Annotated in this window: 20 protein-coding genes; 11 read left to right on the forward strand and 9 right to left on the reverse strand. The window is 69.4% G+C overall.

Annotation, left to right across the window (positions count from 1 at the left end):
* Positions 1-2: 2 nt before the first annotated feature.
* The 3 genes from AC3WQM_RS07925 to AC3WQM_RS07935 form a co-directional block, all read right to left on the reverse strand.
* On the reverse strand, positions 3-833 hold the full coding sequence (locus AC3WQM_RS07925) for a BPSS1780 family membrane protein (protein WP_492677768.1): 831 nt from the start codon (positions 831-833) through the stop codon (positions 3-5).
* Positions 834-841: 8 nt separating this feature from the next.
* Positions 842-1,891, reverse strand: coding sequence for a homoserine kinase (locus AC3WQM_RS07930; RefSeq protein WP_492677770.1), 1,050 nt, complete (start codon positions 1,889-1,891; stop codon positions 842-844).
* Positions 1,892-1,964: 73 nt separating this feature from the next.
* The gene (locus AC3WQM_RS07935) at positions 1,965-2,339 is read right to left on the reverse strand and encodes a hypothetical protein (RefSeq protein ID WP_492677772.1); all 375 of its coding nucleotides are present in this window, start codon (positions 2,337-2,339) and stop codon (positions 1,965-1,967) included.
* A gap of 97 nt (positions 2,340-2,436) precedes the next feature.
* On the opposite strand from AC3WQM_RS07935, the gene polA reads away from it, so the two are divergent.
* From polA to AC3WQM_RS07965, 6 genes are all read left to right on the forward strand, one after another.
* Complete coding sequence (gene polA, locus AC3WQM_RS07940) at positions 2,437-5,253, forward strand: DNA polymerase I (protein ID WP_492677774.1); 2,817 nt, start codon at positions 2,437-2,439, stop codon at positions 5,251-5,253.
* 62 nt (positions 5,254-5,315) lie between these two features.
* Positions 5,316-6,602, forward strand: a complete 1,287-nt coding sequence (locus tag AC3WQM_RS07945; RefSeq protein WP_095946818.1) for a M20/M25/M40 family metallo-hydrolase — start codon at positions 5,316-5,318, stop codon at positions 6,600-6,602.
* A gap of 22 nt (positions 6,603-6,624) precedes the next feature.
* Complete coding sequence (locus AC3WQM_RS07950; protein WP_095946819.1) at positions 6,625-7,527, forward strand: LysR family transcriptional regulator; 903 nt, start codon at positions 6,625-6,627, stop codon at positions 7,525-7,527.
* A gap of 41 nt (positions 7,528-7,568) precedes the next feature.
* Positions 7,569-7,928, forward strand: coding sequence for a hypothetical protein (locus AC3WQM_RS07955; RefSeq protein ID WP_492677776.1), 360 nt, complete (start codon positions 7,569-7,571; stop codon positions 7,926-7,928).
* A gap of 117 nt (positions 7,929-8,045) precedes the next feature.
* Complete coding sequence (locus tag AC3WQM_RS07960) at positions 8,046-10,211, forward strand: TonB-dependent receptor (protein ID WP_492677778.1); 2,166 nt, start codon at positions 8,046-8,048, stop codon at positions 10,209-10,211.
* A gap of 17 nt (positions 10,212-10,228) precedes the next feature.
* The gene (locus AC3WQM_RS07965; RefSeq protein ID WP_492677780.1) at positions 10,229-11,803 is read left to right on the forward strand and encodes a PepSY domain-containing protein; all 1,575 of its coding nucleotides are present in this window, start codon (positions 10,229-10,231) and stop codon (positions 11,801-11,803) included.
* Here the strand turns inward: AC3WQM_RS07965 and AC3WQM_RS07970 are convergent.
* Positions 11,736-12,962 (reverse strand): D-amino acid dehydrogenase, encoded by a 1,227-nt coding sequence (locus AC3WQM_RS07970; protein WP_492677782.1) that lies wholly within the window; start codon positions 12,960-12,962, stop codon positions 11,736-11,738. The two genes, AC3WQM_RS07965 and AC3WQM_RS07970, sit on opposite strands and share 68 nt — an antisense overlap.
* A gap of 201 nt (positions 12,963-13,163) precedes the next feature.
* On the opposite strand from AC3WQM_RS07970, the gene AC3WQM_RS07975 reads away from it, so the two are divergent.
* The 5 genes from AC3WQM_RS07975 (at position 13,164) to AC3WQM_RS07995 (ending at position 17,218) form a co-directional block, all read left to right on the forward strand.
* A complete protein-coding gene (locus AC3WQM_RS07975) occupies positions 13,164-14,054 on the forward strand; it encodes a transporter substrate-binding domain-containing protein (protein WP_062468917.1) in 891 nt (296 codons plus the stop codon).
* A 29-nt stretch (positions 14,055-14,083) separates the two neighbouring features.
* Positions 14,084-14,824, forward strand: coding sequence for an aspartate/glutamate racemase family protein (locus tag AC3WQM_RS07980; RefSeq protein ID WP_492677784.1), 741 nt, complete (start codon positions 14,084-14,086; stop codon positions 14,822-14,824).
* A gap of 127 nt (positions 14,825-14,951) precedes the next feature.
* Positions 14,952-15,851, forward strand: a complete 900-nt coding sequence (locus tag AC3WQM_RS07985; RefSeq protein WP_492677786.1) for a dienelactone hydrolase family protein — start codon at positions 14,952-14,954, stop codon at positions 15,849-15,851.
* Positions 15,852-15,963: 112 nt separating this feature from the next.
* Positions 15,964-16,869, forward strand: coding sequence for a ZIP family metal transporter (locus AC3WQM_RS07990; protein ID WP_139701903.1), 906 nt, complete (start codon positions 15,964-15,966; stop codon positions 16,867-16,869).
* 130 nt (positions 16,870-16,999) lie between these two features.
* Complete coding sequence (locus AC3WQM_RS07995; RefSeq protein WP_489062376.1) at positions 17,000-17,218, forward strand: hypothetical protein; 219 nt, start codon at positions 17,000-17,002, stop codon at positions 17,216-17,218.
* A gap of 11 nt (positions 17,219-17,229) precedes the next feature.
* On the opposite strand, the gene AC3WQM_RS08000 is transcribed toward AC3WQM_RS07995, so the two are convergent.
* The 5 genes from AC3WQM_RS08000 to AC3WQM_RS08020 form a co-directional block, all read right to left on the reverse strand.
* Positions 17,230-18,615: an amidase gene (locus tag AC3WQM_RS08000; protein WP_139701902.1), complete on the reverse strand. Its 1,386-nt coding sequence runs from the start codon at positions 18,613-18,615 to the stop codon at positions 17,230-17,232.
* Positions 18,616-18,678: 63 nt separating this feature from the next.
* Positions 18,679-20,310: a dipeptide ABC transporter ATP-binding protein gene (locus AC3WQM_RS08005; protein WP_492677788.1), complete on the reverse strand. Its 1,632-nt coding sequence runs from the start codon at positions 20,308-20,310 to the stop codon at positions 18,679-18,681.
* A 2-nt stretch (positions 20,311-20,312) separates the two neighbouring features.
* A complete protein-coding gene (locus tag AC3WQM_RS08010; RefSeq protein WP_492677790.1) occupies positions 20,313-21,263 on the reverse strand; it encodes an ABC transporter permease in 951 nt (316 codons plus the stop codon).
* Positions 21,264-21,284: 21 nt separating this feature from the next.
* The gene (locus AC3WQM_RS08015) at positions 21,285-22,226 is read right to left on the reverse strand and encodes an ABC transporter permease (protein ID WP_307694464.1); all 942 of its coding nucleotides are present in this window, start codon (positions 22,224-22,226) and stop codon (positions 21,285-21,287) included.
* Between the two features lie 140 nt (positions 22,227-22,366).
* The gene (locus tag AC3WQM_RS08020) at positions 22,367-23,965 is read right to left on the reverse strand and encodes an ABC transporter substrate-binding protein (RefSeq protein WP_492677792.1); all 1,599 of its coding nucleotides are present in this window, start codon (positions 23,963-23,965) and stop codon (positions 22,367-22,369) included.
* Position 23,966 lies beyond the last annotated feature (1 nt).

The raw sequence follows: 23,966 nt of genomic DNA on the forward strand, positions 1-23,966 counted from the left end.
GCTCAGTTCGCGTCGAAGCTGTCCCGGAAGGTGAACCAGGTCGAGGCCAGCGACATGGCCGCCAGCACCAGCGCGGTGCCGATCATCAGGATGTTGCCGATCGCCAGCGCCGCGCCGTCGGAGCCCATGGCGCCGACGCCGATCAGCACGGTGGCGAGCAGGCCGATGGCGATGCCCGCGAGCATGAACACGCCGAACCACGCCAGGCCGAACAGCGCGTAGGCGCCGAAGTTGCGGAACAGCGCGACGATGCTGAAGAAGATGCTCTTCACCGGCTCCACGCGGTGCCAGTGCACCAGCGCCGGCGCATGCCACATGGCCAGCGACAGCGGCAGGTTCAGGCACATCAGCAGCGTGCGCGCCGTGAGGAACTCGCTGCTCTTCATGACCTCGGGCGTCACCGCTTCATCGAGCAGGTAGGCGCGCATGAGCTGGCCGCCGTCGACCAGTGCCGTCAGCGTGACGGCCAGCACGAAGTACACGGCCGAGATCACGCCCAGCGTGACCAGCGCGCGCCATTCGGTGCGCATGGCGTCGAACACCGCGATGAACATGGCCGAGCCCGTGGGGCGGCCCAGGTCGCCTGCGTTGCCCAGGCCGTCGGCGTTGTCGGCCGCGGCCACCGAGGTCGCGACCATCAGGCCCAGCGTCATGAAGGGCAGCAGGATCGGCGCGAGCACGCTGCCGAGCAGCGGCAGCATCGACACCGTCGAGATCATCGCCATCAGCAGGAAGAACAGCGAGATGAAGGCCAACGGCTGGCGCCAGAAGGTCTTGAGTCCGAGGCGGACCCAGTCGAAGCCGGTGCGCGCCGGCACGAGGTGGAGTTTCATGTGTACGGTCAGGCTGCCAGCGCCGGCTCTAAGACGTGGGCGATGGCGTGCGGGTGGGTGGCGCGCTCGCGCAGCACGCGCTCGAAGTGCGTCGGGTCGTGGGGCTTGAGCATGCTGGCCTCGCGCGGCAGGTGGAAGTCCCACAGGCGCGAGATCCAGAAGCGCAGCGCAGCGGCGCGCAGCATCGCGGGCAGCAGGGCGCGCTCGGAGGCGTTCAGCCTGCGCACGCTCTCATACGCGGCGAGCAGGGCGTCGGCGCGGGCGGCGTCGTGCCGGCCGCTGGCCAGGTCGATGGCCCAGTCGTTCAGGCACACGGCCAGGTCGAACAGCCAGGTGTCGGTGCCGGCGAAGTAGAAGTCGAACACGCCGGTGAGGCGCGGCGGCGCATCGGGCTCGCCGCCGGTCGCGAACATCACGTTGTCGCGGAACATGTCGGCATGCACCGGGCCGCGCGGCAGCGCCGCGTAGGCCGACGATTCGGCGACATGGTTCTGGTAGGCCAGCTCGGCGCGCAGCAACGCAGCCTGCGCCTCGTCCATGTGGGGAAGCACCACCGGGGCGGTCTCGTTCCACCAGGGCAGGCCGCGCAGGTTGGGCTGGATGCGCGGGTAGTCGCGCCCGGCCAGGTGCATGCGGGCCAGCATGGCGCCCAGTTCGGCGCAGTGGGCGGCCGTGGGGGCCAGCTCGCTGTGGCCCGACAGCTTCTGCACCAGCGCCGCGGGCTTGCCGGCCACGCGGTGCAGCAGTTCGCAGGGCGCCTGCGCGGGGATCGACAGCGCATGGCCGGTCGGTGGTGCCACGGCCGGGTCGGCCACGGGCGCGGGCACCGGCAGGCCGGCACCGGCCAGGTGCTTCATGAGGCAAAGGTAGTACGGCAGCTGCTCGGCGCTCAGGCGCTCGAACAGCGTCAGCACGAACTCGCCCGACTCGGTGGTCGCGAAGTAGTTGGTGTTCTCGATGCCGCCCTCGATGCCGCGCAACTCGCGCAGGGCGCCCATGCCAAGGCGCTGGACGAGCGCGTCTGCCTCGCCGAACTGGACTTCGGTAAAAACTGCCATGGCGATGCTCAGCGCCGGACGGCGGCTGCGGGAGAAAAGAGGGAGGGCGGGAAGGAGAACGACAGCGTCACGGTCAGAACTTCAGCACGTTCCAGACACGCGGGCCGTTGCCGCCGCTGTTCGCGTCGCCGCTGGCACCGGGGCGGGCGCTGCCGCCGTCGTTGGGCAGCACTTCGTAACCGGGCATGTTCGACTTGGGCTTGACGTTGATGCTCTGCGTGCGGCCGCCGTAGCGCACCTCGTCGACCGAGGCGCCGCTGTCTTCCGTGTGGAGGTGCTCGACCTTCTGGTTGCGCCGGCCGTCGGCCTGCTCCTGATTTTGTAGCGGTTCCGCCGGTGCCGGCTGGGCGGCAGGCGCGGCCGGTGCCTGCGCAAGCGCGGCAAAGGGGGTGGCGAAAGCCAGCGCCAGCAGGATGCGGCGGGCGACCAGGAGTGGGGAGCTAGGCATGCGCAGATTGTAGGCGTGCACCCGCTGGCGGCGTGTCGGCCGCCAGCCGACCCTGGTGTCGTTCGGGGCGCCGGTCCGGGCACGGCAAAATGCCCCGATGACCGACAAGAAAACGCTGCTGCTCGTCGATGGCTCGAGCTACCTGTACCGGGCCTTCCACGCGATGCCCGATCTGCGCGCCGTGCCCGGCGACCCCAAGAGCCCGGCCACCGGGGCGATCCGGGGCATGATCAACATGATGACCGCGTTGCGCCGCGAGGTGCGCGCCGACTACGCGGCCTGCATCTTCGACGCCCCCGGCAAGACTTTCCGCGACGACTGGTACCCCGAGTACAAGGCCAACCGCTCGCCGATGCCCGACGACCTGCGCAGCCAGATCGACCCCATCCACGAAGTGGTCAAGCTGCTCGGCTGGCCGGTGATCACCGTGCCCGAGGTCGAGGCCGACGACGTGATCGGCACGCTTGCCAAGGTGGCGGCCGCGCAGGGCGTCGAAGTGATCGTGTCCAGCGGCGACAAGGACCTGAGCCAGCTGGTCGACGAGCACATCACCATCATCGACACGATGAACGGCAAGAAGCGCGACATCGCCGGCGTGACGGCCGAGTTCGGCGTGCCGCCCAGCCTCATGGTCGACTACCAGACGCTCATCGGCGACACGGTCGACAACGTGCCCGGCGTGCCCAAGGTCGGCCCCAAGACCGCGGCGAAATGGCTGCTCGAATACGGCTCGCTCGATGCGCTGGTCGAACGCGCCGCCGAAGTGAAGGGCGCCGCCGGCGAGAACCTGCGCCAGGCGCTCGACAAGCTGCCGCTGAGCAAGCGCCTCGTCACCATCCGCACCGACTGCGACCTGAACGGCTTTGTCGAAGGCCTGCCCTCGCTCGAAGGCCTGCCCGTCGGCGCGCCGCAGACGGCCGAGCTGAAGCCCTTCTACGAGAAGTTCGGTTTCAAGAGCCTCGTCAAGTCGCTCGAAGCGCAGGAAGTGCCGCCCGAGCTGATCGAAGAGAACGCCAAGAAGAAGGCCACCTCCAAGGCCGACCGGGACCAGGGCGGCCTGTTCGACGAGCCTTCCGAGCTGGAGGCGCAAGAGGCCGCCGCGCCCGCGAGCAACCTGAAGTACGACACCATCATGGAGTGGGCGCAGTTCGACGCCTGGCTCGCCAAGCTCGAGGCCGCCGAACTCACGGCCATCGACACCGAGACCACCTCGCTGGACGAAATGGTGGCGCAGATCGTGGGCATCAGCTTCAGCGTCACGCCAGGCGAAGCGGCCTACATTCCGCTCACGCACAACTACCCCGACGCACCCGCGCAGCTGCCCATCGACGAGGTGCTCGCCAAACTCAAGCCCTGGCTCGAGAACGCCGACAAGAAGAAGCTCGGCCAGCACATCAAGTACGACCGCCACGTGTTCGCCAACCACGGCATCGAGGTGCAGGGCTACGCGCACGACACCATGCTGCAAAGCTACGTGCTCGAAGTGAACAAGCCGCACGGCCTGTCGTCCCTGGCCGAGCGCCACCTGGGACGCAGCGGAATCTCCTACGAAGACCTGTGCGGCAAGGGCGCGCACCAGATTTCGTTCAGCCAGGTCGACATCGCCAAGGCCGCCGAGTACTCGTGCGAAGACAGCGACCAGACGCTCGACGTGCACCGCACGCTCTGGCCCCTGCTGCAGAAGGAAGAAAAGCTGGCCTACATCTATCAGCTCGAAATGGATTCGAGCGAGGCGCTGTACCGCATCGAGCGCAACGGCGTGCTGATCGACGCACCCACGCTGGCCGCGCAGAGCCACGACCTGGGCACGCGCATCATGGCGCTGGAGCAAGAGGCCTACGACATCGCGGGCCAGCCCTTCAACCTCGGTTCGCCCAAGCAGATCGGCGAAATCTTCTTCACCAAGCTGGGCCTGCCCGTGGTCAAGAAGACGCCGAGCGGCGCGCCCAGCACCGACGAAGAAGTGCTCGAGAAGCTGGCCGAAGACTACCCGCTGCCCGCCAAGATCCTCGAGCACCGCGGCCTCTCGAAACTCAAGGGCACCTACACCGACAAGCTCGGCCAGCTGGCCAACCCGCGCACCGGCCGCGTGCACACGCACTATGCGCAGGCCGTGGCCGTCACGGGCCGCCTGAGCAGCAACGACCCCAACCTGCAGAACATCCCGATCCGCACGCCCGAAGGCCGCCGCGTGCGCGAGGCCTTCGTGGCGCCCGCGGGCAGCGTGATCGCCAGTGCCGACTACTCGCAGATCGAGCTGCGCATCATGGCCCACATCAGCGGCGACGAGTCGCTGCTGCGCGCCTTCACCGACGGCGTCGACGTGCACCGCGCCACGGCGGCCGAGGTGTTCGGCACCACGCCCGACCAGGTGTCGAGCGAGCAGCGCCGCTATGCCAAGGTCATCAACTTCGGCCTCATCTACGGCATGAGCAGCTTCGGCCTGGCGAAGAACCTGGGCATCGAGACCAAGGCCGCGGCCTCGTACATCGAGCGCTACTTTGCGCGTTACCCGGGCGTGAAGACCTACATGGACCAGATCGTGGAGTTCGCGCGCGAGCACACCTACGTCGAGACCGTGTTCGGCCGGCGCCTCTACCTGAGCGAGATCAACGGCGGCAACGGCCCCCGCAAGAAGGCGGCCGAGCGTCAGGCCATCAACGCGCCGATGCAGGGCACGGCGGCCGACCTCATCAAGCTCAGCATGGTCAAGGTACAGAACGTGCTTGACGAAGAAAAGCGCGCCACCAAGATGATCATGCAGGTGCACGACGAACTGGTGTTCGAAGTGCCCGAGGCCGAGGTCGAATGGGTGCGCACCGAAATCCCGCGCCTGATGGCTGGCGTGGCGGCGCTCAAGGTGCCGCTGCTCGCCGAGATCGGCGTCGGTCCCAACTGGGACAAGGCCCACTGATCCCCACTGATCCACGTTCGCACGACCCAACGAGACATCCCGAAGAAAGAAGAAGCACCTCCATGAAACTCCAGCCCCGCACCTTCCTGCTCGCCGCCGTCTGCGCGGCCTTCCTCGGCACTGCCTCCGCTGCCCCTGATGCCCGCATCGCCGCGCTGGCCGCCAAGGAAAAGCCCGCCCTGCTCGAGACGCTGAAGGAGCTGGTCTCCATCGAGTCGGGCAGCCGCGACATCGAAGGCCTCGAGAAAATCTCCGACCTCATCGCCGCGAAGTTCAAGGCACTGGGCGGCGAAGTGGAGCTCATCGACCCGAGCGCCGACGCTTACCGCATGGAAGACACGCCCGAGAAGATCGGCCGCGTGGTGCGCGCCACCTTCAAGGGCACGGGCACCAAGAAGATCATGCTCATCGCGCACATGGACACGGTCTACACCGTGGGCATGCTCAACAAGCAGCCGTTCCGCGTCGACGGCGACAAGGCCTATGGCCTGGGCATTGCCGACGACAAGCAGGGCGTGGCGGTCATCACGCACCTGGTGTCGATGCTGCAGGCGCTGAAGTTCAAGGACTACGGCACGCTCACCGTGCTGATCAACGGCGACGAGGAAATCAGCTCGCCCGGTTCGCGCGCCTTGCTCACCAAGCTGGGCGGCGAGCACGACGCCGTGCTGTCGTTCGAGGGCGCGTCCATCAAGGACGACAAGCTCTCGCTGGCCACCGCGGGCATCGCCTCGGTCACGCTGAACGTGGCGGGCAAGGCCTCGCACGCGGGCTCCGCGCCCGAGCTGGGCGTGAACGCGCTGTACGAGCTGTCGCATCAAATCCTGCAGATGCGCGACCTGTCCGACCCGTCCACGGGCCTGAAGATGAACTGGACCATCTCCAAGTCGGGCACCAACCGCAACGTGATCCCGGCCAGCGCCACGGCGGGCGCCGACGTGCGCGTGCTCAAGGTGGCCGACTACGACCGCATCGAGCAGCAGGTGAACGAGCGCGTGAAGAAGCAGCTGGTGCCTGACGCCAAGGTCGAGCTGAAGTTCGAACGCCGCCGTCCGCCGCTCGAGGCCACCGACGCGTCGCGCGCGCTGGCCAAGCACGCGCAGGCCATCTACAAGGACGAGCTGGGCCGCCCGCTGGGCGCCGACGACAAGGCCGCCGGTGGCGGCACCGACGCGGCGTTCGCCTCGCTCAAGACCAAGGCGCCGGTCATCGAGCGCTTCGGTTTGCAAGGCTTCGGCGCGCACACGGCCGACGCGGAGTACGTGCTGATCGACTCCATCGAGCCGCGCCTGTACCTCGGCGTGCGCATGGTGATGGACATCGCCACCGGCAAGACCACCGTCCGCTGACCGCCACCGACCACCGTCGGCCATGCGGCTGCGCCACATCGAGGTCTTCAACGCGATCATGCTCGCGGGCAGCGTGAGCGCGGCCGCGCGGCTCATCAACATCACGCAGCCGGCCGTGAGCCGCACGCTGCAGCATGCCGAGCTGCAGCTGGGCTTTCCGCTGTTCCAGCGCGCCAAGGGGCGGCTCACGCCGACCACCGAGGCGCTCACGCTGTACCCGCACATCGAGCGGCTGTTCGCGCAGCTCGACGAGGTGCAGCGGTTGGCGGCGAACCTGCGCGCGGGCAACGACACGGGCGAGCTGCGCATCCTCAGCGTGCTCGCGCTGAGCTACGAAATCCTGCCGCGCGCGCTCAAGGCCTTCCGCGAGATGCACCCGGGCTACGCGATCACGGTCGAGTCGCTGCACTCGCCGCAGATCATGTCGGCGCTGCTGCTGCAGGAGGCCGATGTGGGCTTTGCCTTCAGCCCCGCGGTGCATCCCTCGCTCACGCAGGAGACCCTGGCCGACAGCCGCATGGTGTGCGTCGCGCCCAAGGGCATGCTGCCGCGCGCGCTGGTGCGCAATGGCTCGGTGGCGCTGCACGATCTCATCGATCGCCCGGTGATCGGCCTGGACGGCCGCGACCCGGTCGGCACCAGCCTGAGCCAGGCCTGCCGGCAGGCGGGCGTGGGCTTCCAGCAGGCCGTGGTCACGGTGCAGACCTACCACGCGGCGCTGGCCATGGCGCACCACGGGCTGGGCGTGGCGCTGGTCGACGGCTGCACGGCGCGCTCGGCCGACCGCGCCAAGGTCGAGGTGCTGACGCTGGAGCCGCACATTCCGGTGCCGGTGCGCGCGCTGCGCTTCGCGGGCCGGCCCGACTCGGTGGCCGTGCGCGGCATCACGCGCTGCATGCGCGAAGCGATCGAGCAGACCGCCTGAGAAAGATGCGGGGCATTCGCCTCGCGCCATAATCCGCGCCCATGCACGCCCTTCGAACCTTCTGCGCAATGCACCGCCTGGTGCTGGCGTGGTTCATGGCGTCGCTGTTGATCGCGGGCGCATCGCCGCTCGTGAATCCGCAGGCGATGGAGCTCGTGTGTTCCGCCGCGGGCACCGTCAAGCTCATCGTGCAGGGCGACGACGGCGCCACCGAAGTCGGCATGGCGGTCATGGACTGCCCGCTGTGCATGGTCTCCGGCCCGCCGCCTGCCACCGTGCAGGTGACGCTGCCCACGCCGCTGCCGCTGGGCCGCGCGCTGCAATCGATTCCCGCTGCCCGCCTCGCGGCAGCCACGGCCTCGCCGCCGCCGGCGCGCGGGCCGCCCACGCATCTCTCCTGAGCTTCGTCGTTCCTGCACCTGACGCCGCCTGAACGGGCCGCGCGGTGCGTTCCCGGTCGTTGTGCGGCCGGCGCTGCGCTTCATTGGTTTCGCCAGCGCCGTCGCAAGAGAGATGCCATGCCCACCCTTTCCCGTGCCCCCGCTTTGGGGCTGCTTGCCTTGTTCGGCGCCGTCAGTTCGCCTGTCCAAGCCCAGACCGCCGTGTCGTCGCTGCCCCCGATCGAAGTGGCCGACGACGCCCCGCGCCCCAACGGCCGGCTCGACCTCGACACGCCCGCCGACACCGCGAGCCGCCTGGGCCTCACGCCGCGCGAGACGCCGGCCTCCGTCACGGTGGTGAACCGCGCGGTGCTCGATGCGCGCGGCGCGCAGAACACGCAGGAGGCGCTGCGCGCCGTGCCCGGCGTGACCGCGCACGACGCGCCCGGCAACGTCGGCGTGAGCTACCGGGGCTTCGGCAGCGGCTCGATCGCGCAGCTGTTCAACGGCATCAACCTGCAGTATTCGATCGCGGCGCGCCCGGTCGACAGCTGGATCTACGACCGCGTCGAGGCCATCGGCGGCCCGTCGAGCTTCCTGTTCGGCTCGGGTGCGCTGGGCGGATCGATCAACTACATCACCAAGGCGCCCGAGCGCAGCGACTTCGCCGAAGCGCAGCTGCGCCTGGGCACGCAGAACCTGAAGGAGGCCTCCTTCGGCCTCAACCGCCGCATCGCCGGCGACGGCGGCGCGGGCAGCCACTACGCGCGCATCGACGTGAACCACCGCGACGCCCACGGCTGGACCGACGGCACCAAGAGCAAGTCGACGCAGCTCGCGGCCTCGCTGCTGTCGGACTTCGGCGGCGGCCTGAAGCACACGCTGGCCTACGAGTACCAGGACGAAGACGTCACGCGGCCCTACTGGGGCACGCCCGTGCTGAACCCGGCGGGCGGCGAGATGCGCATCGACCGCGGCACCCGCTTCAAGAACTACAACAGCGCCGACGGTCTCTACGCGCAGCGCGTGCAGTGGCTGCGCTCGGTCACCGAATGGCAGGCCAGCGATGCGCTGCAGTTCAAGAACACCTTCTATGCCTACGACGCGCTGCGCGACTACCGCAACGTCGAGAACTACCGCTACAACGCGCGCAACACGGCCGTCATCCGCTCGGGCGCCTTGCTGCAGCGGCACGACCAGGACGTGTGGGGCAACCGCGTCGAAGGCCTCTACAAGGGGCAGCTCGGCGGGCTGAAGAGCGACTGGTCCTTCGGGCTGGACTTCAGCGTGAACCGGCAGACGCGCTTTCCCAACAGCCTGCCCGGCACCGTGAGCACGGTGAATCCGTACGTCTTCGCCACCGAGCGCTTCTTCGACGTGCCGGGCATGACGCCGGGCTTCCGGCCCGACCGCGACAACAAGGTGCGGACCACCGCGCTGTACCTGGAGAACCGCACCGCGCTGCAGCCGTCGCTGCACCTCGTGACGGCGCTGCGCCACGAGCGCATCGACCTCGACCTGGTCAACCGCCGCACCGTGGACGCGGCGAGCCCGGCCACCTTCCATCGTGGCTACAAGCCCACCACAGGCCGCATCGGCCTGGTGTGGGACTTCGCGCCGGGCGCCAACCTGTACGCGCAGTACGCCACGGCGGCCGATCCGCCATCGGGCGTGCTCTCGACCGCCTCGTTCGCCGACGTGCGCAACAACAGCGAGCTCACCACGGGCCGGCAGGTCGAGGTCGGCACCAAGCTCGACTTCTGGCAGGGCAAGGGCACGGCCACGCTCGCGGCCTACAGCATCCGTCGCACCAACATCGCGACGCAAGATCCGAGCAACAGCGCGCTCACGGTGCTCGTGGGCGAGCAGTCGTCCAAGGGCGTGGAGCTGGCGCTCGGGCTGCAGCCCACGCCGCAGTGGTCGCTGCAGGGCAACCTCACCTACGTCGATGCGCGCTACGACCAGTTCCGCCAGGGCGGCGTGTCGCTCGCGGGCCGCACGCCGACCAACACGCCGGCGGTGGTCGCGAACCTCTGGGTGTCGTATGCCATCACGCCGCGCCTGCAGGCCACGGCGGGCGTGCGGCATGTGGGCAAGGTGTACGCCGATGCGGCCAACACGATGCACTGGCCCGGCTACACGCTGCTCGACCTCGGGCTGAGCTGGCAGGTGAACCGCAACGTCACGCTGGTGGGGCGCGTGCGCAACGCGACCGACCGCGTGTACGCCGCGAACGTCGGCGCTGGCTTCGCCTACCTCGGCGCGCCGCGCACGGCCGATGTGTCGGTGCGCGTGAGCTTCTGAACCCAGGGAGCGCCGCCATGCATGCCAAACGCTGGTTGTTCCTGATCCACCGCTGGGTCGGCGTGGTCGTCTGCGCCTTCTTCGCGATGTGGTTCGTCTCGGGCGTGGTGATGATGTACGTGGGCTACCCCAAGCTCACCGAAGCCGAGCGTCTGCAGCACCTGCCGGCGCTCGATGCGAAGGCGCCCTTGCTGGGGCCGCGACAGGCGCTCGATGCGGCCGGTATCGCGGGGCCGTTGCAGGACCTGCGGTTGGCCGCGGCCAGCGGCGGGCAGGCGGTGTACCTCGCGGTGCCGGCGAGCGCGGCAGAACCCGGTGCGCGCCGATCACCGCCGGGGCGCGGCGTGGTCGTCGTCGATGCGCACACCGGCGCCGTGCTGCGCCAGGTCGACCGCGCCCGCGCACTCGTGAGCGCACAGGCCTATGGGGGCGAGGCCGTGGTGCTCCGGTACCGGGGCACCATCGACGAAGACGCCTTCACCCATTCGCGCGGGCTCGACGCGCACCGCCCACTGCACGTGGTCGACCTGGCCGATGCGCAGGCCACGCGGCTGTACATCTCGGGCCGCACCGGCGAGGTGGTGCGCGATGCACCGCGCGCCGAACGGCTGTGGAACTACGCCGGCGCATGGATCCACTGGCTGTACCCGCTGCGCGGCACGGGCCTGGACCGCTACTGGGCCGACATCGTCAACTGGCTGTCGATCGTCGGCATCGCCGTCACGCTCACGGGCACCGTGGTGGGCGTGATGCGCTGGCGCTTCCGGCGCACCTACAAGAGCGGCTCGCACTCGCCGTACCAGGGCTTCATGATGCGCTGGCATCACATCAGCGGGCTGCTGTTCGCACTCGTCACGCTGACGTGGATCTTCAGCGGACTGATGTCGATGAACCCCTGGCGCGTGTTCGACAGCGGTGCGCCGGCATTGCGCATGGCGGCGATGCAGGGCGGGCCGCTCGTCGTAGGAGCTGGTGATGCAGCGCCCGCTGCGCTGCTTGCTTCCACGCGTGGCGACATCCGCGAACTGCGCTGGGTGCGCGCGGCGGGGCAAACGCTGGTGCTGGCCAGCACCGCGAGTGGCCGGCCGCTGGTGCGCGATGCGGTCAGCGCGCAGCCGCAACAGATCGACCCGGAGGCGCTGCGCACCGCCGTCGCGCAACTGCTGCCCGACCCGGTCGCACGCATCGACGTGCTCACCGCCTACGACAGCCACTACTACACGCGCGAAGCGCACACCATGACCGGCGGCGGCGAGAAGCCGCTGCCCGTCTGGCGCGTGGTGTTCGCCGACACGCACGCCACCTGGGTCCATGTCGATCCGCAGACCGGCGCCGTGCTCGGCCGCAGCGACAGCACGCGGCGCCTGAGCCGCTGGCTGTTCGCGATGCTGCACAGCTGGGACTGGCTGCCACTGCTCGAACGCCGTCCGCTGTGGGACCTGCTGCTGGTCGCGCTGAGCGCGGGCGGTGCGCTGCTGAGCCTGACCGGCGTGGTGATCGGCTGGCGGCGCCTGGGCCGCAAGCTCAGAAGCGCGACGGGGCCGCGTCCAGCGCCTGCGCGATCCGCTGCGCCGAGCCGAAGGCCAGCGTGAACCCCAGCGCGCCGTGGCCGGTGTTGAACAGCATGTTCGACGGCGCATGCGGCAGCCGCCCGATGATCGGCAGGCCCTTCGGCGTGGCGGGGCGCATGCCGGTCCAGGGGTGCAGCTCGGCGAGCCGGCTCGCGCGCGGGAACACGGCGCGCGTGGCGTCGGCCAGCGTCTCGATGCGCGTGGCCGGAATGCTTGCGTCGTGCCCCACGAGCTCGGCCATGCCGGCCACGCGCAGGCGCGAGCCGATGCGCGCGAAGACGACCTTGCGCGCGCTGTCGGTCACGTTCACGCGCGGCGCCGCGCCGGGGGCGGGATCGACGTCGACCGTGATGCTGTAGCCCTTGAGCGGATACACCGGCAGGTAGGCGCCGAGCGCACGACCGAGCTTGTGCGAGGCCGAGCCGAGTGCCATCACGAAGGCATCGGCTTCGATGTCGCCTTCGCTCGTCTGCACGGCGGCGACACGGCCCTCGCTGCGCGCAAAGCCGTGCACGTCGGCACCGAGCAGGAAGCGCACGCCGCGCGCGCTCAGTGCGCGCATCAGCTCGGCGCACACCTTGAGGCAGTCGGCCGCGCACTCGCTCGGCGTGTGGACCGCGCCCGCCATCTGGCCGCGGTAGTCCGCGAGCGCGGGCTCGATGACCACGCACTCGTCGGGCGTGACGATGCGTTGTTCGCTGCCCAGCGTGCGTTGCAGTTCGACTTGTGCGCGCGCACCGGCCAGCGAGGCGGCGCTGGCATAGAGCACCAGCTTGCCGGTGGCGGAGAAATCGCAATCGGGCGCGATGTCGGCCTGCATGGCCTCGAAGCCGGTGCGGCTCGCGGCCGCCAGCGCGAGCAGCTGCGCGGTGGTGTCGCGCGAGGTCGCGGCGTTGCACGCGGCCAGGAAGGCCAGGCCCCAGCGCCATTGCAGCGGATCGAGCTGCGGGCGCAGCTTCAGCGGCGAGGTGGGGGAGAACAGCAGCTTGGGCAGCTGCGTCCAGATCGACGGATCGGCCAGCGGCTGCACGTACGAGTAGCTCAGCTGCGCGCCGTTGCCGCCGCTGGCGCCCGCGCCGGGCGTCGCGCGGTCGATCACCGTGACCTGGTGGCCCTGGCGCTCGAGTTGCCAGGCGGTCGCCAGGCCCACGATGCCGGCGCCGAGCACGCACACATGCATGGAGGCAACTTTCCGGAAGTGAAGAAGAAAGGGAACAGAAGAGACAGCGTGCGACTGTAGAGGCCCCTCGCCGTGCCCGGAAATGCCAAAAGAACCCAGCCCATAACCTTTGGGCATGACCCCGGGGTTAATTGGAATTGTCCCGATGTGTCACTCCTTCTTACACTGGCTGTCTGTTCAATCCAACCGATGAAGGCTCGAATGAAACTCTCCGTTTTGATGGCGTCCCTGGCTGCCGCGGTCCTCTTCACTGCACCGGCCGCGCAGGCTGCCGACACGCTCGCCAAGATCGCCGAGTCCGGCAAGATCTCGCTCGCCTACCGCGAGTCGTCGGTGCCCTTCAGCTACCTGGACGGCCCCAACAAGCCGATCGGGTTCTCGGTGGAACTCTCCAACGCCGTGGTCGAGGCGGTGAAGAAGAAGTTGAACAAGCCCAACCTGCAGGTCTCGCTGATGGCGGTCACCTCGCAGAACCGCATCCCGCTGATCACCAACGGCACCATCGACCTGGAGTGCGGCTCCACCACCAACAACACCGCGCGCGGCAAGGACGTGGCCTTTGCGGTGAACCACTTCTACACGGGCACGCGCCTCTTGACGAAGAAGTCGTCCAAGATCAAGGACTACGCCGACCTGGCGAAGAAGACCGTGGCCAGCACCACCGGCACCACCAACGCGCTGGTCATGCGCAAGTACAACACCGAGAAGAACCTCGACATGAACATCGTGCTCGGCAAGGACCACGCCGACGCGTTCCTGCTGGTCGAGAGCGACCGCGCCGTGGCCTTCGCCATGGACGACATCCTGCTGTTCGGCCTCATCGCGAACTCGAAGAACCCGGCCGACTACGAAGTGGTGGGCGAGTCGCTGCAGGTCGAGCCCTACGCCTGCATGCTGCCCAAGGACGACCCGGCCTTCAAGAAGCTGGTGGACGACACCTTCACCGCCATGATGAAGAGCGGCGAGTTCGAGAAGCTCTACACCAAGTGGTTCATGCAGCCGATCCCGCCGAAGAACGTGCCGCTGAACCTGCCGATGAGCGACCAGCTGAAGGAAAACCTGAAAGCCTTCAGCGACAAGCCAGCGACCTGATCGCACAGAGAGAGCGAAAGAGAAAAGACATGGTCGCAGCCACACAGGTCGTCGGCATCCTCGGGGGCATGGGCCCCGCGGCGGGCGCCGACTTCGTCCGGCTCTTCGTGCAGGCCTGCGCGCAGCAGATGCGTGCGCGCGGCGAGCCGGTGCGCGACCAGTCCTTTCCCGAGCACTGGCTGGCGCAGGTGCCGGTGCCCGACCGCACCGGCGCGCTGGCCTCCGACGCGCAGGGCGCGCACCAGCCGCTCGAGCCGATGCTGCAGGCGTTGGGCCGGCTGGCCGCGCTGGGCAGCCGCGCCGTGGCCATCGCCTGCAACACGGCGCATGCGTGGCATGCCAACCTGCAGGAGCGCTTTCCGCAGGTCGAGCTGCTGCACATGGCGCGCGAAACCGCGCAGCAACTGGCCGCGCAAGGCGCGACCGAGGTGGCGCTGATGGCCACCGAAGGCACCTACCGCGTGCGGCTGTATGAAGAGGCACTGGCCGAGGCCGGCCTGGGCTGCCATGTGCCGTCGGCCGACGAGCGCCAGACGATCATGCGCGGCATCTTCGACGGCGTGAAGGCCGGCAACCTGCCGCTGGCCGAACGCTGTTTCTCCGAGGTCGCGCTGCGGCTGGCCGAACGGCACGGGCCGGTCACGATCATCATGGGCTGCACCGAGGTGCCGCTGGGCCTGCAGGGCTCGGCCGCGGTAGCGGGGCTGAGCCTCGTCGATCCGGCGCAGGTGCTGGCCGAGGCGCTGGCACGGCGGGCCTACGGCACCTGAGCGCAGCCCGAAGCGGCCCGGCTGCTTTACGGTCCGGTCATACGGCCCGGCCCGATTTCGCCTACATTGCGGCGTGCGTTTTTCTACGCCACACCCCCTTGTCAGACGATTCAACCGGAGCCCTTGCATGACCTCCTTCGACGACAACCGTTCCGAATTCGATTCGCTGCGCCCCGGCGACAGCACCGAGCAGGGGGCCACGCGCCGCACCGCGCTCAAGGCCGCCCTCGGTGTCGGCTACGCCGCCGCCGTGCTGCCGGTGGCCGCGCAGACGACCATCTCGACCCCGGCCGAAGGCCTGAAGGCCGGCCCCATCAAGTACACCGTGAACGGCTTCGAGGTGCCCGCCTATGCCGCGGCGCCGGCCGGCAAGACCGGGCTGCCGGTGGTGCTGGTGATCCAGGAAATCTTCGGCGTGCACGAGTACATCGCCGACACCTGCCGCCGCTTCGCCGAGCTCGGCTACCTGGCCATTGCGCCCGAGCTGTATGCGCGCCAGGGCGATCCGCGCGGCTACACCGACATTCCCAAGCTGCAGGCGGAGGTCGTCACCAAGGTGCCCGACGCGCAGGTCATGGCCGACCTCGACGGCGCGCTGGCCTGGGCCAAGGCCAACGGCGGCGACACGAGCAAGGCCGGCATCACCGGCTTCTGCTGGGGCGGGCGCATCGTGTGGCTGTATGCGGCCACCGGCAAGGTCAAGGCCGGCGTGGCCTGGTACGGCCGGCTGGTCGGGCAGGCCAGCGAATTGCAGCCGAAACACCCCGTGGACATCGCCGCCAGCCTGCAGGCGCCGGTGCTCGGCCTGTACGGCGGAAAAGACCAGGGCATCCCCCTTGACACGGTTGATAAGATGAAAGCTGCTCTGGCCACTGGAACTGCAGCGGCCAAGGCATCGAGCTTCGTCGTGTACCCCGAAGCAGGCCACGCGTTCCACGCCGACTACCGCCCCAGCTACCTCAAGAGCGCCGCGGACGACGGCTGGCAGCGTGCCACGGCCTGGTTCAAAGCCAATGGTGTCGCCTGACCGAAGACGGCGCCCGTAGCCACCCGCCGCCGAAGGCCGTCCGAAGTGACGGCCTTTCTCTTTTTATGAACGGAACAAGGCCGTACCGGCCGTCCCTCTTGCGCAAGCAGCTATGAATTTGATAGTAATCCTCGTGGCGACCCTGGTCGCCGGCATCGGAAGCGTCTGGCTCGCGGCCCTGTTGCTGCGCGTGGGCGTGCGCAGCGGCGGCGGCGGTGTGAACCCGCAGCACCTGCTGAGCCTGGCGGCCGGCGCGCTGCTGGCCACCGCCTTCATGCACCTGCTGCCCGAGGCCTTCGAAAGCCGCATCGAGCCCGCGCTGCTGTTCGCGGTGCTGCTGTTCGGGCTGGTGTTCTTCTTCCTGCTCGACAAGGCCGAGCTGTGGCACCACGGGCATGAGCACCATCACGGCGATGCCGCACCGGCGAAAGAGGGCGCGCACGATCACCACGGCCATGATCATCACGACCATTCGCACGCTCATCATCACCACGCACCCCCCACGGGCGGCGGCGGCTGGGCCGTGCTCACCGGTGACAGCGTGCATTGCTTCGGCGACGGCATCCTGATCGCCTCGGCCTTCGTGGCCGACATCCGCCTGGGCCTCGTGGCCGCGCTGGCCGTGCTCGCGCACGAGGTGCCGCACCACATCGGCGACCTTGTCGTGCTGCGCCAGAGCTCGGCCAATTCGCGCGCGGCGCTGGTGAAGGTGTCGCTCGCGGGCACGATGACCATGCTCGGCGGCATCGCGGGCTGGTGGCTGGTCGACCAGCTGCATGGCTGGCTGCCGTACTTCCTGGTGCTGGCGGGCAGCAGCTTCGTCTACGTGGCGCTGGCCGACCTGATCCCGCAGCTGCAGAAACGCCTGCCCGCGCGCCAGACCGCGGCGCAGATCGCGTGGCTCGCCGCGGGCATCCTGCTGGTCACGCTCGTGAGCCGGTTGGCGCACGGCGAGCATGGCCACGAACACGGCCATGATGAAGGACACGGCGAGCACGGCCACGTCCACAAGGACTGACGACAACGCGTGCGTGGGCCTCGGGTGACGGGAAACTTTCCGACACCGACGTCAGCCCGTCGATCCACCGCAAGGGGCAAAACAGGCGCACCATAGAGGGCCGTTTACTCATCTGCCGAGGAATTCGATCATGACGCCCCACGCCGATGCCACCGCGCGCACCGCCTCGTCGTCCGAAGACGACGATGACGACAGCACGCCTGCCGACGACTTCGATGAACTCGAAGCCGATGCGTCCGACGACCTGTCGGACGAAACGGGCATCGACCTCACCGATGCCAGCGAGCTCGATGCCGACAACGTGCCGGCCGACGAAGAGTTCGACCGCGTGATGAACGCGCCGGACTGACCAGGCCCCCTTCAGGCCGGTTCAGGCCAGCGCGCCTGTGCCGGGCGCACCGATTCGTAGAAGCGCGCCATCTGCAGCACGCCCAGGTCGTCGAAGCGACGCCCCGCGATCTGCAGGCCGATCGGCAGGCCGTTCTTTGCATGGCCGCAGTTGATCGACGCGGCCGGTTGTTCCGACTGGTTGAACACCGACGTGAAGTGCGAGTCCTTCAGCAGGTTCTCCGAGCCGCTGTTGATGGCGTCCGCCGCAAAGGGCAGCACCGGCGACACCGGCGACAGCACGTAGTCGAAGGGCTGCGTGGCCGCCACGGTGGCCGCGCGCAGCGCCTGCATGCGCGTGAAGGCGCGGAAGGTGTCTTCGGGCGTGAGCGAGGCGGCGAACTCGGCCGCCTGGTGGATGTAGCCGGCCGCGAGCTTCGCGCGCTCTGGCGGCATCGCGGCCAGGTCGACGCGGCAGCGCATGGTGAAGAAGTGGGCCATGCCCATGCGCATGTCCAGCGTGCTCCAGTCGGCCAGCGGCTCGACGATGGCGCCGGCCTGCTCGAACAGGCGCGCTGCGGCCAGCACGGCTTCTTTCACTTCCGCATCGATGGGCCAGCCGCCCATGGTCTCGGTCCACAGGCCGATGCGCAGGCCCTTCACATTGCGCTCGAGGCGCTGCCACGCGAAGTCGTTCGGCGGCAGGCTCATGTAGTCGCGCGCGTCGGGGCGCGTCACCACCTGCATCAGCAGCGCGGCGTCGGCCACGGTGCGCGTCATCGGGCCGATCACGCGCGCCGCGGCGGGTGGGTCGACCGGAATGCGGCCCTGGCTGGGCTTGAGGCCGAACACGCCGCAGAAGCTGGCCGGAATGCGCACCGAGCCGCCGATGTCGGTGCCCAGGTGCAGCGGGCCGTAGCCCGCGGCGGCAGCGGCGCCGGCGCCCGAGCTCGAGCCGCCGGTGTTGCGGCCCAGGTCCCACGGGTTGCGCGTGAGCGCGTGGAAGCTCGACGGCGCCGCGCCGAGGAAGCCGAAGTCGGGCATCGTCGTCTTGGTCACGATCACCGCGCCGGCTTCGCGCAGGCGCGCGGCGGCGGGGGCATCGGCCGCGGCGGGCGCCAGCACGGTGGCCGCGCTGCCGATCGGCGTGGGCGTGCCGCGCGTGGCGATGTTTTCCTTCAGCGTGACCGGCACGCCGTCGAGATCGCCCTGCGGTTTGCCCTGGGCCCAGCGTGCCTCGGAGGCGCGCGCCGAGGCCAGCGCGGCCTCGGCGTCCAGCCCGTAGGTGGCGTGGATGTGCGGCTCCCAGCGCTCGATGCGCGCAAGCACGGCCTGCGTCACCTCGACCGGCGACAAGGCGCGGTCACGGTAGCGTTCGAGCAACTGGAGGGCACTGAGTTCGTACAGGGGTGTGGTCATGTCTTCGTTTCTTCTTGGGGTGGTGGGATGAAGGTGGGGTGAAAGAGAGGAAGAGGACGGCGCTCAGCCGCCCCCGAACGCATAGCCCTGGCCCGGCGCCGCGGCCAGCAGCGTGCGCGTGTAGGCCTCGCGCGGCGACAGCAGCACGTCGTGCGCGCTGCCTTGCTCGACGATGCGGCCCTTGTGCATCACGATCAGGCGGTCGCAGATCTGGCTGGCCACGCGCAGGTCGTGGGTGATGAACAGGATGCCGATCGACAGCCGCTGCTGGATCTCCGCGAGCAGCTTCAGGATCTGGTCCTGCACCGACACGTCGAGTGCCGACACGGCCTCGTCGGCGATCAGCACGCGCGGCTCGCAGGCCAGCGCGCGCGCAATGCACAGCCGCTGGCGCTGGCCGCCCGAGAACTCGCTCGGGTAGCGGTGCAGCACCTCGGGCTGCAGCCGCACCAGCGCCATCAGTTCCTCGGCGCGCTGCCAGGCCTTGGCGTGCGGCACGCCGAAATTCACCGGCCCCTCGACGATCGACTGGCCCACCGTGCGGCGCGGGTTGAGCGAACGGTTCGGGTCCTGGAACACGACCTGCACCATGCGCCGGAACGCCGAACGCTGTGCGCCGCGCGAGCCCTCGATGCCCGGCACGCGGATGTCGCCGTCGGTCGGCTCGATCAGCCGCGCGATGCAGCGCGCCACGGTCGATTTGCCCGAGCCCGATTCGCCCACGATGCCGACCGTCTCGCCCGCATGCAGCTTCAGTGACACGTCGGCCGCCGCATGCACCGTGCGGCGCTTGCCGGGCCAGCTGCCCGTGCGGTAGACCTTGCCCACGCCGCGCGCATCGAGCAGCGGCGCCCGGGCGTCGATGGGCGCGCGCAGCACCGGGGCCAGCCGCGGCACCGCGTCGAGCAGCATGCGCGTGTAGGCCTCCTTCGGGCGGCGCAGCACCTCGTCCTTCGGGCCGCTCTCGACCTGCCGGCCCAGCTGCAGCACCACCACCTGGTCGGCGATGTCCGCCACCACGCCGAAGTCGTGCGTGATGAACAGCACGGCGGTGCCGTTCTCCTGCTGCATCTCGCGGATGAGCGCGAGGATCTCGGCCTGCGTGGTCACGTCGAGCGCGGTGGTGGGTTCGTCGCAGATCAGCAGGGCCGGGCGCAGGATCAGCGCGATGGCGATCACGATGCGCTGGCGCTGCCCGCCCGAGAGCTGGTGCGGGTAGGCGTCGTAGATGCGCTGGGGCTCGGGCAGCCGCACGCGCTCGAAGATGGCCAGCACGCGCGCGCGGCGCGCGGCGGCGCCCAGCGTCGTGTGCTCGGCCAGGATCTCGTCGACCTGCGCGCCGCAGCGCATCACCGGGTTGAGCGCGGTCATCGGCTCCTGGAACACCATCGCCATGCGCGCGCCGCGCAGGGCCCGCAGCCGCGCCGGGCTGGCCGCGAGCACGTCCTCGCCCTGCACCTCGATGCGCCCGGCCGAGGGCCGCAGCGACGCGGGCAGCAGGCCCATCGCGGCCTGCGCGATGACCGATTTGCCGGAGCCCGATTCGCCCAGCAGGCACACGACCTGGCCGGGCATCACGTCGAACGAGATGCCGTGCACCGCGTGCGCGCGGTCGGCGCCGGCGGGCAGGTCGATGGCGAGGTCGCGCACCACGAGGCAGGGCGCGGCGGATGTTGTGGAAGTGGGGGATGTCATGTTCAGCCTCCGCGTGCCTTGAACTTGGGATCGAGTGCGTCGCGCAGGCCGTCGCCGAGCATGTTCACGGCCAGCACCGTGAGCGCCAGGAAGAGGCCGGGCAGCAGCACGGTCGAGGGGTGCGAGGTGAAGTGCGTGCGGCCTTCGGACATGATGTTCCCCCAGGTCGGCACCTCGGACGGCAGGCCGATGCCCAGGAAGGACATCACGGCCTCCACCAGCATCGCCGCCGCGCAGATGAAGGTGCCCTGCACGATCAGCGGTGCCACCGTGTTGGGCAGGATGTGGCGCACCATCAGCTTCCAGGTCGGCGTGTCGAGCGCGACGGCCGCCTCCACGTACGGCTCTTCGCGCACCGACAGCACCACCGAGCGCACCAGCCGCGCCACGCGCGGCGTCTCGGGCACCACGATGGCCAGGATCACCGTGAGCAGGCTGGGCCGCCACACGGCCACCAGCACGATCGCGAACAGGATGCCGGGGATGGCCATCATCCCGTCCATCACCCGCATGATCACGCCGTCCAGGCGCCGGAAGTAGCCCGCCACCATACCCACCACGAGGCCGAACGCGACCGAGCCCAGCGCCACCGCCACGCCCACCGACAGCGAGATGCGTGCGCCGTAGGCCGTGCGGCTCCACAGGTCGCGGCCCATGCTGTCGGTGCCCAGCGGGAAGAAGCGATCGAAGCTGTCGCCCGCCAGCGTGGTGAATTCGGCGCGCGCGCCGGGCGGCAGGTGCGAGTTCGCGGGGTCCATCGCGTTGGGGTCGATGGTGCCGAGCCAGGGCGCGGCCACCGCCAGCAGCAGCATCGCGGCCAGCAGGACGCCGCCGATGCGCACGCCGCCGTTGGCGAGCAGGCGGCGCAGCAGCGAGCGGGCCGGGGCCCGGGGTGCGGCGGGCGGAACCGCGGCAGAGGCAGGCGCATCGTCGCGCAGGGAGATCGAAGTCATGGCGGGGCTTTCGAAGGAAGGTCAGTACCGGATGCGCGGATCGAGCAACAGGTAGCTCAGGTCCACCAGCAGGTTGACCACCACGTACACGAGCGAGAAGAAGAGGGTGATCGCCTGGATCAGCGGGTAGTCGCGCGAGAGCACGGCGTCCACCGTGAGCTGGCCCAGGCCGGGGATCGCGTAGATCGTCTCGGTGACCACCACGCCGCCGATCAGGCCCGCCACGCTCAGGCCGATGACGGTGGCGATCGGCACGGCCGCGTTGGCCAGCGCGTGGCGCAGCAGCATGCGCCACTCGGCGATGCCCTTGGCGCGCGCGGTGCGCACATAGTCTTCGGTGAGTGCCTCCGACACCGCCGCGCGCGTGACCCGCGCGATGAGCGCCGCGTACATCACGGCCAGCGTGATGCAGGGCAGGGCGAGGTGGCGCAGCCACGGGCCCACGCCGTCGCCGATGCGCTGGTAGCCCTGCGAGGGCAGCCAGCCGAGCTGCATCGAGAACAGCCAGATCATCACGTAGCCGGCCACGAACACGGGCACCGAGAAGCCGAGCACCGAGGCGCCCATGATGAAGCGGTCGAGCCGGCCGCCGCGCCGCGAGGCCGCGAGCACGCCCAGCGGCACGGCGATCAGCACCGTGAGCACCACCGTCACCGCCGCCACCGAGAGCGTGGGCTCCAGGCGCTGGCCGATCAGGTCGGTCACGCGCATCCGGTAGAAGAACGAGTAGCCGAGGTCGCCGCGCAGCACCTGGCCGAGCCAGTGCACGAACTGCGTCACGATCGATGCGTCCAGGCCCAGCTGGGCGCGGATGCGTGCGATGTCCTGCGCACTGGCCGCGTCGCCGGCAATGGCCGCCGCGGGGTCGCCGGGCGTCATGCGCAGCAGCAGGAAGACGATGACGGCCACGATCAGGAGCACGGGCGCGGTGGCCAGTCCGCGGCGCAACAGGAAGTGGAGCATGTGAATCAGGTCCTTGACGAGGGGCCGGGCGTGTGGCGCGGGCAAAGGAAGTCCCGCCCGGCTGCCGCGCGAGGCGCAGCCGGTCAGGGGTGGCGATCAGAAGGGAGAGGGGCGGGCGCGCGGGCCGGCCTATGTCGCGGTCATGGCGATGGCGCGGACGTCTTGCGCACGTTCCAGTACAGCACCGCCGGCGACGGCAGCAGGCCGGTGATGGTGCCGCGGCGCACGGCGGTGGGCGCCTTGCCTTCGCCGAGCGGGGCCAGCACGCCGTGCTCGAGCACGACCTGCTGGATCTGCGTGGCGATCTCCTTGCGCTGCGCGAGGTCGGCGGTGGCGATGAACTTGGTCTTCAGCGCCTCGAGCTCGGGCACCACGGGCCAGCCGAAGTAGCCCTGGTCGCCGTTGCCGGTCAGCGGGCTGTAGCCGATGGGGCTGCTCGCGTCCACGCCGCCCCAGAAGGTGATGAAGGCGTTCCAGCCGCCGTTTTCGGGCAGGTCTTTCTTGGCGCGCCGGGTCACGAGCGTGGCCCAGTCGGTGGTCTGCACGTCGACGTTGAAGCCCACCTGCTTGAGCAGCTGGCCGTACACCGCGGGCAACTTGTTCAGCGCGGGCGCGTCGCCCGGCAGCAGGATCACCACGGGCTTGCCGTCGTAGCCCGATTCCTTGAGCAGCTTGCGCGCCTCTTCGAACTGCGGCTTGCCGGTGTAGAAGCCTGTCTTGTCGCTCGCATAGAGCGAGCCGCACAGGTAGATCGAGGCGCAGGGCTTGTAGAAGTCGCGGAAGGTGACCTGCGCGCGCAGCATGGCCTCCTGGTTGATGGCCAGCATCGCGGCCTTCAGCGCCTTCGGGTTGTTGAAGGGCGGCACCTTGTGGTTGTAGAGCACGGTGAAGGGGCCTGCCGGCATCACGTCGACCAGCTCGATCTTGTCGTTGGTGCGCATGCCGGTGTAGCCGGACGAGGGCACGGTCTCGAGCATGTCGACCTCGCCGTTGAGCAGCGCATTGGCCTGCGTCTGCGGGTCGCGCAGCATCACCCATTCGACGCGGTCCACATGCACCACCTTGCCGCCGGCCAGGCCCGAGGCGGGTTCCTTGCGCGGCACGTAGGCGGTATTCTTGCGGTAGATGACGCGGTCGCCGGGGCGGAAGTCTTCCTTGGCGAGCGTGAAGGGGCCCGAGCCCACCAGCTCGTCGATCTGCTTGTCGGCGGGCGTGTCGGCCACGCGCTTGGGCATGATGAACGGCACCAGCGGGTTGGGCTTGCCGAGCGCGTCGAGCACCACACCGAAGGGCTGCTTGAACGTCATGCGAAAGCCGTTGGGGCCGTCGGCGGCGATGCTGTCCATCGCCTCGTACATCTTCTGGCCCAGCGTGTCGCGCTTGGCCCAGCGTGCCAGCGAGGCGATCACGTCCTGCGAGGTGACCGGTGCGCCGTCGTGGAACTTCAGGCCCGGGCGCAGCGTGAAGCTCCACACCTTGTTGTCGGCGCTCGCGCTGTACCTGTCGACCATCTGCGGCTTGATGACGCCCTTCTCGTCCATCGCGAAGAGGGTGTCGTAGATCATCAGGCCGTGGTTGCGCGTGATGTTGGCGGTGGTCCAGATCGGATCGACGATCTTCAGATCCGACGAGGGCACGGTGCGAAGCACGGTCTGGGCGGACGCGGTGGCGGCGAAGCACAAAGCGAGCGCCGACAGGGAAGCCGCCGCGACGCGGCGCGGTGAAAGGTGGATTGCCATG

This window comes from Variovorax sp. FW301-JW7 (assembly GCF_058788795.1).

Coding starts and splice junctions, on each gene's coding strand:
- AC3WQM_RS07925 (WP_492677768.1), bottom strand. CDS start 833: ATGAAACTCCACCTCGTGCCGGCGCGCACCGGCTTCGACTGGGTCCGC.
- AC3WQM_RS07930 (WP_492677770.1), bottom strand. CDS start 1,891: ATGGCAGTTTTTACCGAAGTCCAGTTCGGCGAGGCAGACGCGCTCGTC.
- AC3WQM_RS07935 (WP_492677772.1), bottom strand. CDS start 2,339: ATGCCTAGCTCCCCACTCCTGGTCGCCCGCCGCATCCTGCTGGCGCTG.
- polA (WP_492677774.1), top strand. CDS start 2,437: ATGACCGACAAGAAAACGCTGCTGCTCGTCGATGGCTCGAGCTACCTG.
- AC3WQM_RS07945 (WP_095946818.1), top strand. CDS start 5,316: ATGAAACTCCAGCCCCGCACCTTCCTGCTCGCCGCCGTCTGCGCGGCC.
- AC3WQM_RS07950 (WP_095946819.1), top strand. CDS start 6,625: ATGCGGCTGCGCCACATCGAGGTCTTCAACGCGATCATGCTCGCGGGC.
- AC3WQM_RS07955 (WP_492677776.1), top strand. CDS start 7,569: ATGCACGCCCTTCGAACCTTCTGCGCAATGCACCGCCTGGTGCTGGCG.
- AC3WQM_RS07960 (WP_492677778.1), top strand. CDS start 8,046: ATGCCCACCCTTTCCCGTGCCCCCGCTTTGGGGCTGCTTGCCTTGTTC.
- AC3WQM_RS07965 (WP_492677780.1), top strand. CDS start 10,229: ATGCATGCCAAACGCTGGTTGTTCCTGATCCACCGCTGGGTCGGCGTG.
- AC3WQM_RS07970 (WP_492677782.1), bottom strand. CDS start 12,962: ATGCATGTGTGCGTGCTCGGCGCCGGCATCGTGGGCCTGGCGACCGCC.
- AC3WQM_RS07975 (WP_062468917.1), top strand. CDS start 13,164: ATGAAACTCTCCGTTTTGATGGCGTCCCTGGCTGCCGCGGTCCTCTTC.
- AC3WQM_RS07980 (WP_492677784.1), top strand. CDS start 14,084: ATGGTCGCAGCCACACAGGTCGTCGGCATCCTCGGGGGCATGGGCCCC.
- AC3WQM_RS07985 (WP_492677786.1), top strand. CDS start 14,952: ATGACCTCCTTCGACGACAACCGTTCCGAATTCGATTCGCTGCGCCCC.
- AC3WQM_RS07990 (WP_139701903.1), top strand. CDS start 15,964: ATGAATTTGATAGTAATCCTCGTGGCGACCCTGGTCGCCGGCATCGGA.
- AC3WQM_RS07995 (WP_489062376.1), top strand. CDS start 17,000: ATGACGCCCCACGCCGATGCCACCGCGCGCACCGCCTCGTCGTCCGAA.
- AC3WQM_RS08000 (WP_139701902.1), bottom strand. CDS start 18,615: ATGACCACACCCCTGTACGAACTCAGTGCCCTCCAGTTGCTCGAACGC.
- AC3WQM_RS08005 (WP_492677788.1), bottom strand. CDS start 20,310: ATGACATCCCCCACTTCCACAACATCCGCCGCGCCCTGCCTCGTGGTG.
- AC3WQM_RS08010 (WP_492677790.1), bottom strand. CDS start 21,263: ATGACTTCGATCTCCCTGCGCGACGATGCGCCTGCCTCTGCCGCGGTT.
- AC3WQM_RS08015 (WP_307694464.1), bottom strand. CDS start 22,226: ATGCTCCACTTCCTGTTGCGCCGCGGACTGGCCACCGCGCCCGTGCTC.
- AC3WQM_RS08020 (WP_492677792.1), bottom strand. CDS start 23,965: ATGGCAATCCACCTTTCACCGCGCCGCGTCGCGGCGGCTTCCCTGTCG.